Consider the following 15,810-nt stretch of genomic DNA (forward strand, 5'->3'; position numbering starts at 1 on the left):
AATGCACATCACTGAAGTCGTTCTGGACGGGTTCAAGAGCTTCGGGCGGACGACGAGGATCCCCTTCTACGAGGACTTCACCGTCGTCACGGGACCGAACGGCTCCGGGAAGTCAAACATCATCGACGGGGTGTTGTTCGCGCTCGGACTCGCCCGCACCCGCGGGATCCGCGCCAAGAAGCTCACCGACCTCATCTACAACCCCGGCCACGACGACGGCGAGGCCGCGGACGGGCCGAACGAGGCCTCCGTCACGGTCGTGCTCTCCAACGAGGACGGGACTCTTGACCGGTCGCAGGTGGTCTCCGCCGCCGGCACGGAGAACGTCGGCGACGTCTCCGAGATCACGATCAAGCGCCGCGTGAAGGAGACCGAGGACAACTACTACTCGTACTACTACCTCAACGGGCGCTCGGTGAACCTCTCGGACGTCCAGGATCTGCTCGCGGCGGCGGGCGTCACCCCGGAGGGGTACAACGTGGTGATGCAGGGCGACGTCACCGAGATCATCAACATGACTCCCTACCAGCGCCGGGGGATCGTCGACGAGATCGCCGGCGTCGCGGAGTTCGACGAGAAGAAGGCGGCCGCCTACGAGGAGCTCGATACCGTCGAAGACCGGATCGGCGAGGCCGACCTCCGCATCGGCGAGAAGGAGGACCGGCTCGATCAGCTCGCGGACGAGCGCGAGACCGCCCTCCAGTACCGGGAGCTCCGCGACGAGCTCGAGGAGTACCGGGGGTTCCGGAAGGCCTCCGAGCTCGAGGAGAAGCGCGACGCGCTCGCGGGCGTCGAGGACGACGTCGACGAGGCGGAGGCGGACCTCGCTGACCGCCGCGAAGAGCTCGACGCCAGACAGGGAAGGCTCACGCGCTTAGAGGAGGACTTAGCGGACCTCAACCACGAGATCGAGACGAAGGGAGAAGACGAACAGATCGCGATCCGCTCGGAGATAGAGGAGATCAAAGGCGAGGTCTCGCGGCTGGAGGACAAGATCGAGTCGGCCGAGTCGCGCGCCGAGTCGGCCGAGAACGACCGCCGGCAGGCGTTCGTCCAGATCGACCGGAAGGAGGAGAAAATCGAGGAGTTGGACGGCGAGATCCGCGAGACGAAAGTGGAGAAGGCGTCGGTGAAATCGGAGCTCGCGACGAAGCGCTCCGAGCTGGCCGACGTCGAGGCCGAGATCGAGGGCGCCGACACCGAGTTCGACGAGCTGAAAGCCGAGCTGTCGGAGAAGAAGGAGGCGGTCGAGTCGCTCCGCGAGGAGAAAAACGAGACGCAACGCGAGAAGGACCGGCTGCTCGACGAGGCCCGCCGGCGCTCGAACGCGGTGACCGAGGCCCGCGAGGAGCTGGAGGACGCCCGGGAGTCGATCCCGGAGCACAAGGCGCGGATCTCCGAGCTGAAAGGCGAGCTCGACAAGGCCGAAAAGAACCGGGAGACGATCGAGGACGCGGTCGCCGACCTCTTCTCGGAGAAGGCCGAGACGGAGGAACGCCTCGAGGAGATCGAGGAGACGCTCCGCGAGAAGCAGAACGAGTACGCCAAGTTGGAGGCGGCCGCCGACGAGCGCGGCGACGCCTCCTGGCCCCGGGCGGTCACCGAGGTGAAGAACGGCGGCATCGACGGCGTCCACGGCGCGGTCGGAGAGCTGGGGTCGGTCGCGGCCGAGTACGCCGAGGCCTGCGAGACCGCCGCGGGGGGCCGCCTGGCGAACGTCGTCGTCGACGACGACGGCGTCGGCTCGACCTGTATCGACTACCTCAAGCGGCGCAACGCGGGCCGGGCGACGTTCCTCCCCATCTCGAAGATGGACGACCGGAGCCTGCCGCGGAAGCCCTCGCTCCCCGGCGTCGTCGACTTCGCGCGCAACCTCGTCGACTACGACGCGGAGTACGAGTCGATCTTCTCGTACGTGCTCGGCTCGACGCTCGTCGTCGAGGACATGTCGACCGCCCGCGAGCTGATGGGTGACTTCCGGATGGTGACGCTCGACGGCGACCTCGTCGAGAAGTCGGGCGCGATGACCGGCGGCTCGGGCGGCGGTTCCCGCTACTCGTTCACGAAGTCCGGCGGCGGCAAGCTCGAGCGGCTCGCGACGGAGATATCGGACCTCGAAGACGAGCGGCAGTCGGTTCAGGCGGAGATCGACGCGCTCGACGACGACATCGAGGACGCGCGCGACCGGAAGGCCGACGCGGCCGAGCGCGTCCGGTCGCTGGAGGCGGACGTCGAGCGCGCAGAGGACGACCTCGCGGACGCGGAAGCCCGGATCGAGGAGCTGGAGGCGGAGCTGGAGGAGCTGGAGGCGGAACGCGAGTCGGTCGACGAGCAGATGACGGCGTTGGACGAGGAGCTCGCGGCGACCGACGCCGAGATCGACGAGCTCGCCGGGGAGATCGACGACATCGAGGCCGAGCTCGCGGACTCGAAGATCCCGGAGCTCTCCGAGCGCGCCGACGAGGTCCGCGCCGAGATCGACGATCTGGAGGACCGGATGGACTCGTTCGACAGCCGGATCAACGAGCTGGAGTTGGAGAAGGGGTACGCCGAGGACGCCCTGGACGACCTCCACGACGACGTCGAGGAGGCGCAGAACGCGAAGGCGGAGGCGGAGGCGGCGATCGCCGAGCACGAGGCCGCGATCGAGGAGAAGGAGGCGGAACTCGACGAGAAGCAGGAGGCGATCGCCGACCTAGAGGCGGAACTCACCGAGCTGAAAAGCGACCGCGAGGAGCTCCGCGAGGAGATCCGCGAGGCGACCCAACAGCGCGACGAGCAGCGGTCGCTCGTCGCCGAGGTGGAGTCGGACCTGTCGGACCTCACCGACCGCCGCGACCGCCTGGAGTGGGAGATCGACGAGCTGGAGTCGCAGGTCGGCGCCTACGACGCCGACGAGATCCCCGACCTCGACGAGGTGGAGTCGCGGATCGAGGAGCTGGAGGCCGAGATGGAGGCGCTAGAGCCCGTGAACATGCTCGCGATCGACGAGTACGAGGAGGTACAGGAGGCGCTGTCCGAGATCCAGGAGCGCCGGGACGTGCTCGTCGAGGAGCGCGACGCCATCGAGGAGCGCATCGAGGGGTACGAGGCCGCGAAGAAGGAGACGTTCATGGAGACGTTCGAGTCGATCAACGATCACTTCGAGGACATTTTCGCGCGACTCTCGGCCGGCAGCGGCGAACTCGTCTTGGAGAACCCCGAAGAGCCCTTCGAGGAGGGGCTGACGATGAAGGCCCAGCCCGCGGACAAGCCGGTCCAGCGCCTCGACGCGATGAGCGGCGGCGAGAAGTCGCTCACCGCCCTCTCGTTCATCTTCGCCGTCCAGCGCCACAACCCGGCGCCGTTCTACGCGCTCGACGAGATCGACGCGTTCCTCGACGCGGTCAACGCCGAGCGCGTCGGCGAGATGATCGAGGAGCTGGCCGAGGAGGCCCAGTTCGTCGTCGTCGGCCACCGCTCGGCGCTGTTGGAGCGCTCGGACCGCGCCATCGGCGTCACGATGCAGGGCGACAACCTCTCGGCGGTGACCGGGATGCAGTTCGGCGACGACGCCGACGAGGAGGGGGTGAGCGCGGATGACTGAGGAGGGAAGCGACGGCGCGCCGGGCTCGGACGCCGACGGCGGCGTCCCGGACCTCGACCTGACGAGCGAGCGCGACGGCGCGGATCCGTTCGCTGACGACGGGCCCGACGCGGACGGTCCCGATTCGGCGGACGGCTCCGAGTCGGCAGCCGAATCCTCCCCGGACGGGACCGACGGATCCGCCCCCGACGTGGACGCGTCTCCCCCGGACGGGACCGACGACGACGAGGTCGAGCCCGTCGAACTCCTCGTCCAGCTCGCCGAGGAGGGCGAGATCGAGCCGTGGGACATCGACATCGTCCAGGTGACGGACGCGTTCTTGGAGAAGCTCGACGAGACGGACCTCCGGACGACCGGGCGGGCGCTGTTCTACGCCAGCGTCCTGCTCCGGATGAAGAGCGACGGAATGTTAGCCGACGACGACGAGGACGAGGAGCCCGAGCCGGAGCCGTGGGAGGTCGCGATGGAGGGCGGCGAGCCCGACCCGGCCGCCGACGGCTTCGATCCCGTCGACAAACTCGAAGCGGAGATGGACCGCCGGCTCGACCGCAAGAACACTCGCGGGTCGCCGGAGACGCTCGACGAGCTGGTCCGCGAGCTGCGCGAGGCCGAGCGCGGCTCGTGGTGGAAGGACTCCCGGGAGTACGACACCTCGGAGTCGCCGCACGGCCACGCCCGCGGCACGCAGACGCTCGACTACCGCGACGGCGACGAGTTCCGGGAGGACGGGGAGCCGACCGCGGGCGAGGCGACCGACCGCACCCACGACGAGGACATCGAGGAGGTCATCGTGGAGATCGACAACGCCCTCCGGACCCGCTTCGACCGCGGGCGCACCGAGGTGCTGTTCGCGGAGATAGAATCCGCCGGCGGGCGCCCGTTCATGACGTACCTCGCGCTGCTGTTCATGGCCCACCGCGGCTCGGTCCGGCTCCAGCAGGACGACTTCTTCGGCGACCTGTGGGTGAAGGACCCGGCGGCGATGGCCGGCGAGTCGGAAGCGATCGCGGACTGATACGCGTTTAAGAGGATAGCTGTCTCCAGAACCCTCGCCGTTCTCCTATCCGTAGATAACACCGGACGTTCTGTGAACTCTTCTGAAGCCCCAGCCGCTCGCTTATAAATGGCTGATAGATGATCGCCGGAGAACATCTCCAAAGCCCCAGCCGCGCTCGACTCCCACAGCTCGCTGCGGTCCTCGGTCAGTCACTTCGTTCCCTCCCTGTGGTCCTTGCGTCGCTGGGGTTCGTCGAGCGCGGCTGCCCCTTTGAGTCCCACCCAACCACACAGCACCGCACCTCACACCTCCCCAGCCTCGTCGCTGGCGCCGTATACGGCGCCAGCGACTCCCTCGCGCGTGCTGTCTCGCGGCCGCCGAGGGCGGCCGCTCGCAGGCGCGCGCCACCGCCTCGTCTATTTATAAATAATCGCCCAGCAGCGGCTCGACGCGTTCTTTGGTTTCTTCCGGAATCGCCTCGGTCGGCGTGTTGACGGTGCCCTCCAGTGACGTGTGCGCGTCGCACTCCAGATCCTCGGGGAGCGACCGTACGGCCTCCTCGACGGCGGCTTTGATCGCCGTCTGGTTCTTCTCGGCGTTTTCGAGGACCTCTTCGAGCGTCACCTCGCTGTCCGCCTTCCAGACGTCGTAGTCGGTGACGCCGGCGATCGTCGCGTACGCGATCTCGGCCTCGCGGGCCAGCTTCGCCTCCGGGATCGCGGTCATGCCGACGAGGTCCCAGCCCTGGCGCTTGTAGAACTCCGACTCCGCGCGCGTCGAGTACTGCGGCCCCTCGATACAGACGTAGGTACCGCCCTTCACGACCTTCGTGTCGGCGGCGTCCCCGTCGGCGCCCACCGCGGACTCCGCGGCCTCGGTGAGGTGGTCGACGAGTTCTGGACTATAGGGGTCCGCGAACGGCTGGTGGACGACGACCCCGTCGCCGTAGAAGGAGAGCTCGCGGCCCTTCGTCCGGTCGTAGATCTGGTCCGGGACGACGAGCGTCCCCGGCTCGAGCTCCTCCTTCAGGCTTCCCACCGCGTTCGACGCGAACACGTGGGTGACGCCGGCCTTCTTGAGGGCGTACATGTTGGCGCGGTACGGGAGGTCCGTCGGCGAGGCGCCGTGGTCCGAGCCGTGGCGCGGGAGGAACGCCACCTCGCGGCCCGTGTCTGCGAACTCACCGATCGTCACCGCGTCGCTCGGCGCGCCGTAGGGCGTGTCGTACTCGACCTCGCGCACGTCGTTCAGGGGGAGCGCGTCGTAGATGCCGCTGCCGCCGATGAAGCCGATAGTTCCCATACCGGGAGTGCGCCCGCTCGCCACTTATACGGACCGAACCCCGTCGCTCGGGGCCTCGGTCCGCTCACAGCAGCCAGCGCACGGCCGCGAGCGCGACCGCGCTCACGACGAGCAAGTGAACCAACACCGCGCCGACGGGCGCGGGGCCCACCGCGCGCATGTCGTCGATCCGGATCGAGAGCCCGAGGCCGACGAACGCGAGCGCGAACAGCGCGTCCGACACCCGCCCGATCGACGCCAGCGCGGCCGGCGAGAGCAGTCCGCTGTTGGCGACCGCCGCGACGGCGAGGAAGCCGAGGAGGAACTTCGGGAACTCCGCCCACAGCCGTCGCACGCCCGGATCCGCCGCGGAGCGAGCCGTGTACGCGACCGAGTACGCGACCGCGACGCCGCCGAGCAGCGAGTTGCGCGCCAGCTTCGTCACGGTCGCCCACTGGCCCGCCTCGGGGGAGTAGGCGAACCCCGCGGCCGCGACGGGGCCGGTCGAGAACATGCTCACGCCCGCCCAGACGCCGAACTGCCGGCCGGTGAGGCCGAGCCACTCGCCCGCCAGCGGGAACGCGACGAGGGTCACCGCGTCGAACAGGAGGATCGTCGCGGCCGCGAAGGTGATCGAGGCCCCGCGGGCGTCCAGCACCCTCCCGATCGCGACGACCGCGGAGACGCCGCAGATGCTCGCCCCGGCCGCGAGCAGCGAGGAGGTGGGCGATTCGATCCGGAAGAGGACGCGCGCGACGACCTCCGCGAACAGGAGTCCGCCCGCGACGAACGCCACCACGAGACCGAGGACGGTCGGGCCGGCGGCCAGGAACTCCTCGACCGCGACCGCCGCGCCGAGCAGCACGATCCCGGTCTCCAAGAACAGCTTGTCGGCGCCGACGCCCGGCTCCGCGACCTCGGGGATTCCGACCGAGTTCCCGACGCCGACGCCGATCGCGACGGCGACGACGAGCGGTTGGATCCCGGGAACGGCGCCCGCGACGACCGTCGCCGCGACGGCGCCGCCCGCGAGCAGCGCGAGGCCGGGCAGGTACGCCCGGATCGCCGCCGCGATTCCCGTCACAGCGCCTGTCCGACGAGGTGCGCGGCGACGATCCCGAGCCCCAACGCGAGCGCCTGCCAGCCGCGATCGAGCGCGGTCCAGCGATCGACGAGCGAGGGGTCGGCTCCGTCGGTGGCGCCCGACCGCGCGTCCGTTCCGTCGGCGGCGTCCGATTCCATACGCGTGGCTCGGTGCGCTCGCATTTATGCGGTGGGAATCGCGGCGTTCCCGGGGCCGAGGGATCACGGCGCCGAGCGACGACCGAAAGAGGCAGGACGCGGGAGGCTGTGGTGCCCACAATCGATGCCCACGACCCAGATCAAAGACTCCGTCCACGGCTACATCCAGCTGCCGGACGCGCTCGTCGAGGGCGTCGTCGACACGCGGCCGTTCCAGCGGCTGCGGTACGTCCGACAGCTCTCTGCGACCCACCTCGTCTACCCGGGCGCCAACCACACCCGGTTCGAGCACTCGCTCGGCGTCTACCACCTCGGGCGGACCGTCTTCGAGAACCTCCGCCGACAGTCGTACTTCACCCGGGACGCCGCGGTCGACGAACTCGAGGAGATACAGCGCACGCTGGAGTGCGCCTGCCTGCTCCACGACGTGGGCCACCCGCCCTTCTCGCACCTCTCCGAGGGGTTCCTCGACGAGGGGGCCCTTCGGGAGCGCGTCGCGGAGACCGGCCTGGTCGACGCTTTCGACGCGGCCGGCGTCGGCGGCGCCCCGCTCCGCTCGGCGAACCCGCACGAGCTGCTCGGCTGCGTGATCATCGTCGAGGAGTACGGCGACGCCCTCCGCGCGTTCGACGTCGACCCCTTCGAGGTGTGCGCGTACGTGCTCGGCTACAGCCTCGCGTACGAGCGCGGCGAGCCGTGGCAGTACGGCGTCGGCGCGCAGCTGCTCCACTCCCCCATCGACGTGGACCGACTCGACTACATCACCCGCGACAACGAGATGACGGGCGCGGGCGTGTTGAGCTTCGACGTCGAGCGCATGGTCGACGCGTACACCGCCCACCCCGAGGAGGGTCTCGCGCTCTCGGAGAAGGCGCTGTCGACCATCGGCAACTACCTCGAAGGGCGGATCGCGTTATACATGTGGGTCACCCAGCACCACAAGTCGGTGTACGCGAACCGGCTCCTCCAGGCGCTGCTGGGGGAGTACGCCGCCGAGACCGGGGAGAGTCCCGTCACGGTCGACGGCATCCTAGACCGCGAGCTCGACGACAACGCGGTGCTCGAACGGCTCCGGGTCGCCGCCCGCGAGAACCCCGACTCGACGCTCGCGTCGATGTACGACCGCTTCCGCGGGCGGCGCTTCCCCGCCACCTGCTGGAAACACCGGATCGCGCTCGCCGACCGAGTCGGCGGCGACCTCGACGACGACCTCCCGGTGGACGGCGACCCGCTCGACGCGTTCACCGACTGGCTCACCGCCGGCGACGACCGCCTGGAGCGACTCCTCGCCGACGCCCTCGACGTGCCGGTCCACGAGGTGTGGATCGACCGCTCGTACGTCCCTGCCTACGACCCCGACGAGCTGGAGGACATCCCCATCGCGTACGGCGGGACGACGCGGTCGGTCGCCGACTGGGGGCTGTACGGCGACCGCGCGTTCGACGTGCCGATCCCCTTCGTGTTCGTTCCCGACGGGACGAAGCGGCGGGCGATCCGCGTGCTCAGGGAGGCGTTCGTGCGAGAGGTCACGGAGGAAGCGCGCGCCTAGAGCCGTGTTCGTTACTCGGACGGATGGCGGCGAAGGACCGGCCGGTCCCCGGACGGATCAGTCGTCGGTCTCGGCGGGGACGCGGTCGTCCGCGTCGGCGGTGGCGTCACCCTCCCCGTCGGGCCGCGGGAAGTTCTCGATAGTCGCGTCGCGGAAGGCGGCCTCGTCGAACTCGTACTCGTCCTCGAAGAAGCCGAGGACGGTGTCGACGTCCCGCATCGCGTTCTTCAGTGCGGTCGACGCGCCGGGCGAGGGCGTGATGTTGAACAGGATTCCGTCCTCGACGATCTTCGCCTCGCCCATGTCCAGCTCCTTGTTCTCGGTGTCGACGATCTGGGGCCGCACGCCGCCGTACCCCTTCGCGCGGTCGATGTCGTCGACGTCGACGCTCGGCACGACCTTCTGGACGTCCGGCAGGAAGGCGCGCTTGCCGACCACCGGGAGGTCGTACACGAGGTTGCGCACGACGTACGGGAAGAGGATGCGGTCAGAGAGGATGTTGACGTAGCTCAGCACGGAGTCCGGGTTGAACCCGAACACGTCGACGAAGTCGCTCACCGTCGAGAGGTGGCCGCGTTCGAGCGCGGGCACGAGCTTCGCGGTCGGCCCGAACCGGGTGACGCTCCCGTCGTGGACGTCGGCGTCGCCGTGGACCGCCGCGAACGGGAGCTTCTTCATCTGGAGCGTGTACACCTTCCCGTTCAGCAGGTCGTCCGCGAGGAAGAAGCTCCCCGCCACCGGCAACAGCGACATCCCCTCGCCGTACCCCATCTCCTTGGCGAACTGGAGGCTGTGCGACCCGGCCGCGACGACGACCGCCTCGGCGTCGAACTCGCCGTCGTCGGTCTCGACGACGAACCCGTCGCCCCGGTCGTCGACGTTCGTCACCGTCGTCCCGAGGTGGACGGAGACGCCCTCCTCGGCGCGGGCGGCGTCGACGAAAGACTGGGCGACCGCGCCGTAGTCGACCACGTAGCCGTCGGGCGTCTGGAGCGCCTTCAGATCCGTGTCGGGGTCGCGCCCCTCGACGACCTTCGGCTCCAGCTCGGCGATCTCCTCGCGGCCGATCTCGCGCAGCTTCGGGAACAGGTCGCCGAACCCGTTCTCGCGGTAGCGCTCCTCTAACTTGGCGACCTCCTCGTCGCCGACGCCGAGGACCATCTTGCTCCGCTTGCTGTGCATCTCGCGGTCGGGGTCCGACCCCTCGAGGTAGCCCGCGAGCAGCTCGGCGCCCTCCTTGACCTCCTCCGCCTTCTCCAGGGTGTAGTTCGTCTCGATGTCCCCGAAGTGGAGCGTCTGGGAGTTGTTCGTCCGGTGTGAGTTGATCGCGGCGATCTCCCGTTCCTTCTCGATCAGCGTGACGTCGTCGACATCGGTGAACTTCGCGACCGTGTACAGAAGCGACGCCCCGCTTATCCCCCCGCCGATGATTACGAGATCGGTGTCAGACATGCGTGGTGAAAGCTCACCTCGTGAGAGGACCTCCCCCGTTAACCCTTTTACCATCCTCGCGCGAAATCGAGGGGTAGAGGGCCTACGAACGTCGATTGTGGGAACGACGATCGTCGAACCCACTCTCGGTCACGCCACCGTCCACCGCCGGCTAGTCCCCTGCGGCCGGTTCGGTCGGCGGCTCCGGCGCTGGAGCGGGCGGCTCGTGGGTCCCGAACTCGGGGTGGGTCTCCTCCATCCAGACGACCACGATCGCGCCGGAGAGGAACATCAGGACGGCGGTCAGGTAGAACGCCGCCTCGGCGTTGACGAACTCCATCGCGAGCCCGATCAGGATCGCGCCGACGGCGTAGCCCGAGTCGCGCCACATTCGGTAGACCCCCATTCCGGCCGACCGCCAGGTCGGGTGGGCCGCGTCGCTCGGGACGGTCATCAGGTTCGGGTATAAAAGCGCCATCCCGAACCCGGAGACGCCGGCCAGCGCGGCCCACGCGAGGTATCCCTCGACGAGGACAATTCCGAGGACGCCCGCGCCGGCCAGGAACATCCCGGCGATGACCGGCGGTCGCCGGCCGATCCGGTCCGCGAGGCCGCCGGTGCCGATCTGGAGGAAGTACATCGCGCTGTGGACGCCGACCACGGCCCCGACCGCCGCGATGTCGAGCCCCTGGTTCAGCAGGTACAGCGGGACGGCGATCCAGAACAGCGTGTCGACGAAGTTCTCGACGTGGCCCGCCTGCGCCGCCGCGAACAGCGTCCGGTCGCCGTAGGTCGCCCGCTTCAGGACCTCGTTGAACGGGAGGTTCGCGTCGCGGTCGTCGTCACCCCCCTCGACCTGCGCGTACTGGACGGTCTCTCTGATCAGGAACACCGAGACGAGGAACGCCAGGACCACGACGACAGCGAGGAAGTAGAACGGCTCCGGCCGGAGGCCCCACCGGCTGGCGATGACGCCCGTCACCCAGGCGCCGACAGCCACGCCGGTGTAGCCGAACGACTCGTCGATGCCGACCGCGAGGCCGCGCTGGTCGGGGCTCGCGAGGTCGATCTTGGCGTTGATCGCCATGCTCCACGTCAGCGCCTGGTTGATCCCCAGCAGGACGTTCCCGACGGTGATCCAGCCCCAGCTCGGGGCGAAGATGAGGATGACCGGCAGCGGGAGCGCCGTGACCCACCCGGCGATGAGCACTGGTCTGCGGCCGTACTCCTCTCCCCACTTCCCGGCGTAGAGGTTGAGGATCGACTTCACGATCCCGAAGGAGACGACGAACGAGCCGATCACGAGGAACGACTCGACGCCGAGTACGTCCTCCCCCAGCGCGGGGACGACGGTGCGCTCGGACCCGATGGTCAGGCCGGTGGCGAACACCAGCAGGACGTGGAGCGAGAACTGCCAGCGGTGTTCGCGGATCCCCTGTTTGATGTCGGTTGCCGTGCTCATCGTCACTCGGCCGCGCAGTTGTTCGGCCCCAGCTCCAGCTCGGCCAGCTCGTCCGCCGGAACCGACTCCTGTCCCACGTTCGTGCGCTTGACGCGCTCGAAGTTCGGGGGGTGGTCCGGGACGTCCGACGCGAGCTCCTCGACGAACGCCTCGCGGTCGCGGCGGAGGTCCGCGTTCCGGCGCTCGACCTCACCGAGCGTCGCGGTCACCGGCGGCTCGGGCGAGCCGGGGTCGTGCGCCGGGAGCACGACCGCGTCGTCCGGCCGGTCCAGCAGCCGCCGGAGGCTCTCGTACAGCGTCGCGGCGTTCCCCTCGACGTCGGCGTCCTCGATCCCGGCCTCGACGCCGAGTTCGACGCGACCGACGCTCTCGTGGAAGAGGGTGTCGCCGGTGAGCAGCGCCGCGCCGCCGACGTCGAACGAGACGCTCCCCTCGCTGTGTCCGGGCGTGTGAACGACCTCGACGTCGAGCCTGCCGACAGCCACGGTCTGCCCGTCCTCGATCGGCGCCGCGTCGAGGGCGAGCGCGTCCTTCGGATGGAGGTAGTAGGAGACGCCGTAGCGGTCGGCGAGTTCCGCCGCGCCGGAGACGTGGTCGGCGTGGGCGTGCGTGTCGAAGACGCCGACCAGATCGGCGTCGTGCTCGTCGAGGATCGCCTCGTACTCGTCGAGGTAGTGCGACGGGTCGAAGACGGCGGCCTCACCCGCCGAGACGAGGACGTGCGAGAGGCATCCCTTCCCCGGACGCGCGACCTGGACGAGCGTCCCGTCGAGGTCGACCGGGACCTCCGCGTGCCGGTGGACGCGGCTCCAGCCGTTCATTCCGTCCGCGAGCGTCACGGCGTCGTAGCCCAGCTCGCGGAGGACCTCCGTCGCCGTCTGTGAGACGACGCCCGCGGCGCAGACGGTCACGATCTCCGCGTCATCGGGGAGATCGGAGAGGGCCGGCTTGGCGCTGTCGGGGTCCTCGGTCAGTTCGTCGTACACGTCGACGTTGACGCTGCCCGGGATGTGCCACTCCTCGAACTCCGCCTCGTGACGGACGTCGAGGACGAGCGGCCCCTCGTCGTCGTTTCGCAGCTGTTCGCTGAGCGCGTCCGGCGATAGCTCCTGCATCGTACACCGGTATAGCGGGGAGAAGGGGATACGGTCACTGCCGGACATGACCGGCACCGTTAATGCGTGTTAGTTCCAAAATTCCGTATGAGCCTGTACGAGGCCTCGATCCGAGTGAAACACGAGTGTCCGTACCGGGAGATCTCCGAGCGACATCCGGATCTCACCATCCGCGAGTGGCCGCTGAGCGACTGTCAGGTGCTCGAGATCACCGCGGAGACGACGCCGACGGACGCGCTGCTCGACGAGATAGATCAGATCGGAACCGTCCTCCACGAGTCCGCGGACGACGACGGGTACCACGTCGTCACGCAGTCCTGTCTCTGCTCGCTCGAGGAGTCCGTTATCGATCGCTTCGAGAAGCACAACTGCCTGTATCAGTCGCCGACCATCTACCGGCAGGGCTGGGAGCATTACACGGTCGTCGCGTTCGACGGCGCCGACATCCGAGCGCTGCTCGGCGACCTGCGCGCCGACAGGGAGATCGAGCTGCTCTCGAAGACCGAGATCTCGGAGACCCAGATCCCGCACAGCATGCTGGCGCCGGCGAACCAGCTGTTCGAGGACCTCACCGACCGACAGCTGGCGGCGCTCCAGTTGGCCTTAGAGCGCGGCTACTACACCCAGCCGCGCCAGACCTCGCTGCGCGAGCTCGCCGACCAGACGGCGGTCGCCCGCTCGACGTACGAGGAACACCTCCGGAAGGCGGAGAACAAGCTGCTCACGAGCGCGGGACAGTACCTGCGACTGGTCACCGCGACGTCGACGGGCGACCCGCTGGAGGTCGAAGAGACCCGTCGGGCCGAACGGGCCGCGGATTAGTTCGGCGACGGGAAGCGGGACCCTCGGGCGCCGACGGAACCGCTTCCGTTCGAGGGCACGGAGTCGTCGAGCGACCGTAACCCCCTTTCGTCGGTTCGGCGAACACGACTCATATGACCGACCCGTCCGACTCGGACGCGTCGCCGCTCTTCGAGGCGAAGGCGTTCGACGAGCCGTCCGTCTTCGATCCGGATGCCCTCCTGAAGAACGCCCGACGGCAGAAGGACCTCCCGGAGCGCTCGGTCCCGGACGTCTGCGTCCTCGACCCGGACGGGGACATCGTCCGCCAGTTGGCGGCCACGGGCGCGGCGCGGAAAGACGAGACGTGGCCCGGCTACCACACCGAGCTCTACCGGTTCGAACGAGACGGCGAGGGCTTCGGGATCGTGGGCTGCGCCGTCGGGGCGTCGTTCGCCGTCCTCGTCGCGGAGCAGCTGTTCGCCGCCGGCTGCGAGTTCCTCGTCAGCGTGACCTCCTCGGGACGGATCGTGCCGAAAGACGACCCGCCCTACTTCGTGCTCATCGAGCGCGCGCTCCGCGACGAGGGGACGAGCCACCACTACCGTTCGGCGGGTCGCTACGCCCGCCTCGACGACGACCTCCGCGCCTCGGTCGAAGACGCGTGCGAGTCGGTGTCGCGCCCGGTGTACACGGGTGCGACGTGGACGACCGACGCGCCCTTCCGCGAGACGGAGACCGCGATCGAACGCGCCCGGTCCGAGGGGATCCTCGCGGTCGAGATGGAGGCGGCGGCGCTGTACGCGTTCGCGGACGTCCGGGACCGGCCGGTCGTCTGCTTCGCGCACGTGACCAACCAGATGGGGCAGACCGAGGAGGACTTCGAGAAGGGGGACGCGGACGGCACCCGCGACGCGTTGGAAGCGATCGAGGCGGCCGCGGCGGCGTGGCGCGCGTCGAATTGAACTCACTCCCCGTCCCGCGCGGCCCGGTACCGCTCGCGAACCGTCGCGAACAGTTCCCTCCCGGCCTCGGTCCGGAGCCGCGGCTCGGTCGTCGCGAAGAACTCGTCGAGGTCGTCGTACTCGCGGAACGCGTCGGGCTCGCCCCTCTCCAGGTCGTACCGGTCGCCTCGTTCGTAGATAACTGTCTGGAGGCAGGTGTCGAGCAGGTCGCACTCCTTGACGAGGACCGCCTCCGGCGACTCGCGGGCCTCGTACGCCTCCCACGCGTCCCGCACGCGCTCCGGGAGCGGGCCGGCGAGGTCCGCCATCGCCTCGCGCTCCGTGGCTTCCTTCGCCTCGCGATCGACCGCGTCGGCGGTCGAATCGGCCCGAGTCGCCACGTCGCCGGTCTCGGCCTCCGCGGCGTCGTGGACGACCGCGAGCCGCAGGGTGCGGTCGAGGTCGACGTTCGGGAGGTCACCGCGGAACCGGTCGCCGAGCGCCAACACGAGGTACGCGACCCCCCACGAGTGGGCGGCGACGGACTCGGGGGAGTCGACCCCGCGGAGCTGCCAGCCCGTGCGCCGCTCGTCCTTCAGATCGTACGCGGCGAGCACGGCGTCGAGGGCGTCGTCGTGGCCGTCGTCGGCGTCCGCGTCGCGGTCGTCGTTACCGGCGTCGTCGTCCGATTCTCCGGCCATCGCTCCGGTCCGCTACTCGGCGAGCGCCCAGCTCTCGTCGCCGACGGGCTCGGCCACGTCCCGGCGAACCATCTCGTCGATGACCTCGTCGAGGCGGTCGGGCTGGGCGACCTCCATCTCGATCCGCCCGATGCCGTGGAACTCCTCTAAGTAGTGCCGCAGGTCCTCCCGCGAAAACGCCGACTCGTCGGCGCGCTCCATCGCGCCCTCGGTGAGGTCGACCATGTCTTCGAGGAAGTTCCACGGGTAGACGACCCACGTCCACTGTTCGAGGCGCTCGCCCACGAAGTCGGGCTGGAACTCCGAAGTGCCGAGCAGCTGGAGCGTCGCGGTGCGGATCTCTGCGGCGTCCCGCTCCTCGACGTACTCCTCGGCGCGGCGGATCGAGCCGCCGGTGTCGGCGATGTCGTCGATGATGAGTACGTCCTTCCCCTCCACGCTCCCCTCGGGCATCGGGTAGCGGATCTGTGGCTCGCCGCTCTTCTCGGCGGTCCCCACGTAGTGTTCCATCTTGAGGCTGGTGAGGTCGTTGAGCCCGAGGAAGTCGCAGACGCACCGCCCCGCGAACCAGCCGCCGCGGGCCAGGGCGACGACCACGTCCGGCTCGAAGTCGGCCCGCTTCACCGCGTCGGAGACGTTGCGGCAGAGCCCGTAGATGTACTCCCAGTTGGTGAGCGTACAGTCGAAGTCGTCCGGGAGGTCGCTCATACGAGCGTACCTGC

13 protein-coding genes are annotated in these 15,810 nt (G+C 69.1%); 5 read left to right on the forward strand and 8 right to left on the reverse strand.

The genetic code is table 11. The features are described 5' to 3' along the window. The first annotated feature begins 1 nt into the window (after position 1). A complete protein-coding gene (gene smc / locus BM286_RS07465; RefSeq protein ID WP_092920937.1) occupies positions 2 to 3,586 on the forward strand; it encodes a chromosome segregation protein SMC in 3,585 nt (1,194 codons plus the stop codon). Beyond that, positions 3,579 to 4,601: a segregation and condensation protein A gene (locus BM286_RS07470; RefSeq protein WP_092920938.1), complete on the forward strand. Its 1,023-nt coding sequence runs from the start codon at positions 3,579 to 3,581 to the stop codon at positions 4,599 to 4,601. Before smc ends, BM286_RS07470 begins: the two co-directional genes overlap by 8 nt. Before the next feature lie 402 nt (positions 4,602 to 5,003). Here BM286_RS07470 and mtnP read toward each other — a convergent pair whose 3' ends face one another. The 3 genes from mtnP to BM286_RS15555 all read right to left on the reverse strand — a co-directional run bounded on the left by mtnP (position 5,004) and on the right by BM286_RS15555 (position 7,106). Beyond that, a complete protein-coding gene (gene mtnP, locus BM286_RS07475; protein WP_092920939.1) occupies positions 5,004 to 5,885 on the reverse strand; it encodes an S-methyl-5'-thioadenosine phosphorylase in 882 nt (293 codons plus the stop codon). 64 nt (positions 5,886 to 5,949) lie between these two features. Next, complete coding sequence (locus BM286_RS07480; RefSeq protein WP_092920940.1) at positions 5,950 to 6,948, reverse strand: YeiH family protein; 999 nt, start codon at positions 6,946 to 6,948, stop codon at positions 5,950 to 5,952. After that, on the reverse strand, positions 6,945 to 7,106 hold the full coding sequence (locus BM286_RS15555) for a hypothetical protein (RefSeq protein ID WP_167603352.1): 162 nt from the start codon (positions 7,104 to 7,106) through the stop codon (positions 6,945 to 6,947). Before BM286_RS15555 ends, BM286_RS07480 begins: the two co-directional genes overlap by 4 nt. 124 nt (positions 7,107 to 7,230) lie before the next feature. Here BM286_RS15555 and BM286_RS07485 point away from each other — a divergent pair, with 124 nt between their 5' ends. Continuing rightward, complete coding sequence (locus tag BM286_RS07485; RefSeq protein WP_092920941.1) at positions 7,231 to 8,655, forward strand: HD domain-containing protein; 1,425 nt, start codon at positions 7,231 to 7,233, stop codon at positions 8,653 to 8,655. Between the two features lie 57 nt (positions 8,656 to 8,712). On the opposite strand, the gene BM286_RS07490 is transcribed toward BM286_RS07485, so the two are convergent. From BM286_RS07490 to BM286_RS07500, 3 genes are all read right to left on the reverse strand, one after another. Next, complete coding sequence (locus BM286_RS07490; RefSeq protein WP_092920942.1) at positions 8,713 to 10,107, reverse strand: FAD-dependent oxidoreductase; 1,395 nt, start codon at positions 10,105 to 10,107, stop codon at positions 8,713 to 8,715. A gap of 151 nt (positions 10,108 to 10,258) precedes the next feature. Beyond that, on the reverse strand, positions 10,259 to 11,548 hold the full coding sequence (locus BM286_RS07495; protein ID WP_092920943.1) for an MFS transporter: 1,290 nt from the start codon (positions 11,546 to 11,548) through the stop codon (positions 10,259 to 10,261). A 2-nt stretch (positions 11,549 to 11,550) separates the two neighbouring features. Next, positions 11,551 to 12,663, reverse strand: coding sequence for an MBL fold metallo-hydrolase (locus BM286_RS07500; protein ID WP_092920944.1), 1,113 nt, complete (start codon positions 12,661 to 12,663; stop codon positions 11,551 to 11,553). Positions 12,664 to 12,750: 87 nt separating this feature from the next. On the opposite strand from BM286_RS07500, the gene BM286_RS07505 reads away from it, so the two are divergent. Beyond that, the gene (locus tag BM286_RS07505) at positions 12,751 to 13,485 is read left to right on the forward strand and encodes a helix-turn-helix domain-containing protein (protein ID WP_092920945.1); all 735 of its coding nucleotides are present in this window, start codon (positions 12,751 to 12,753) and stop codon (positions 13,483 to 13,485) included. A gap of 113 nt (positions 13,486 to 13,598) precedes the next feature. Continuing rightward, the gene (locus BM286_RS07510) at positions 13,599 to 14,408 is read left to right on the forward strand and encodes a nucleoside phosphorylase (protein ID WP_092920946.1); all 810 of its coding nucleotides are present in this window, start codon (positions 13,599 to 13,601) and stop codon (positions 14,406 to 14,408) included. 2 nt (positions 14,409 to 14,410) lie between these two features. On the opposite strand, the gene BM286_RS07515 is transcribed toward BM286_RS07510, so the two are convergent. Together BM286_RS07515 and BM286_RS07520 are read right to left on the reverse strand one after the other, a co-directional pair. Further along, entirely contained in the window at positions 14,411 to 15,088 is a 678-nt protein-coding gene (locus tag BM286_RS07515) for an HD domain-containing protein (RefSeq protein WP_092920947.1), read from the reverse strand. Between the two features lie 12 nt (positions 15,089 to 15,100). Further along, complete coding sequence (locus BM286_RS07520; RefSeq protein WP_092920948.1) at positions 15,101 to 15,796, reverse strand: phosphoribosyltransferase; 696 nt, start codon at positions 15,794 to 15,796, stop codon at positions 15,101 to 15,103. Positions 15,797 to 15,810: the final 14 nt, after the last annotated feature.

Origin of the sequence: Halorubrum sodomense (assembly GCF_900111935.1) — an archaeon.
Taxonomy (GTDB): Archaea; Halobacteriota; Halobacteria; order Halobacteriales; family Haloferacaceae; genus Halorubrum; species Halorubrum sodomense.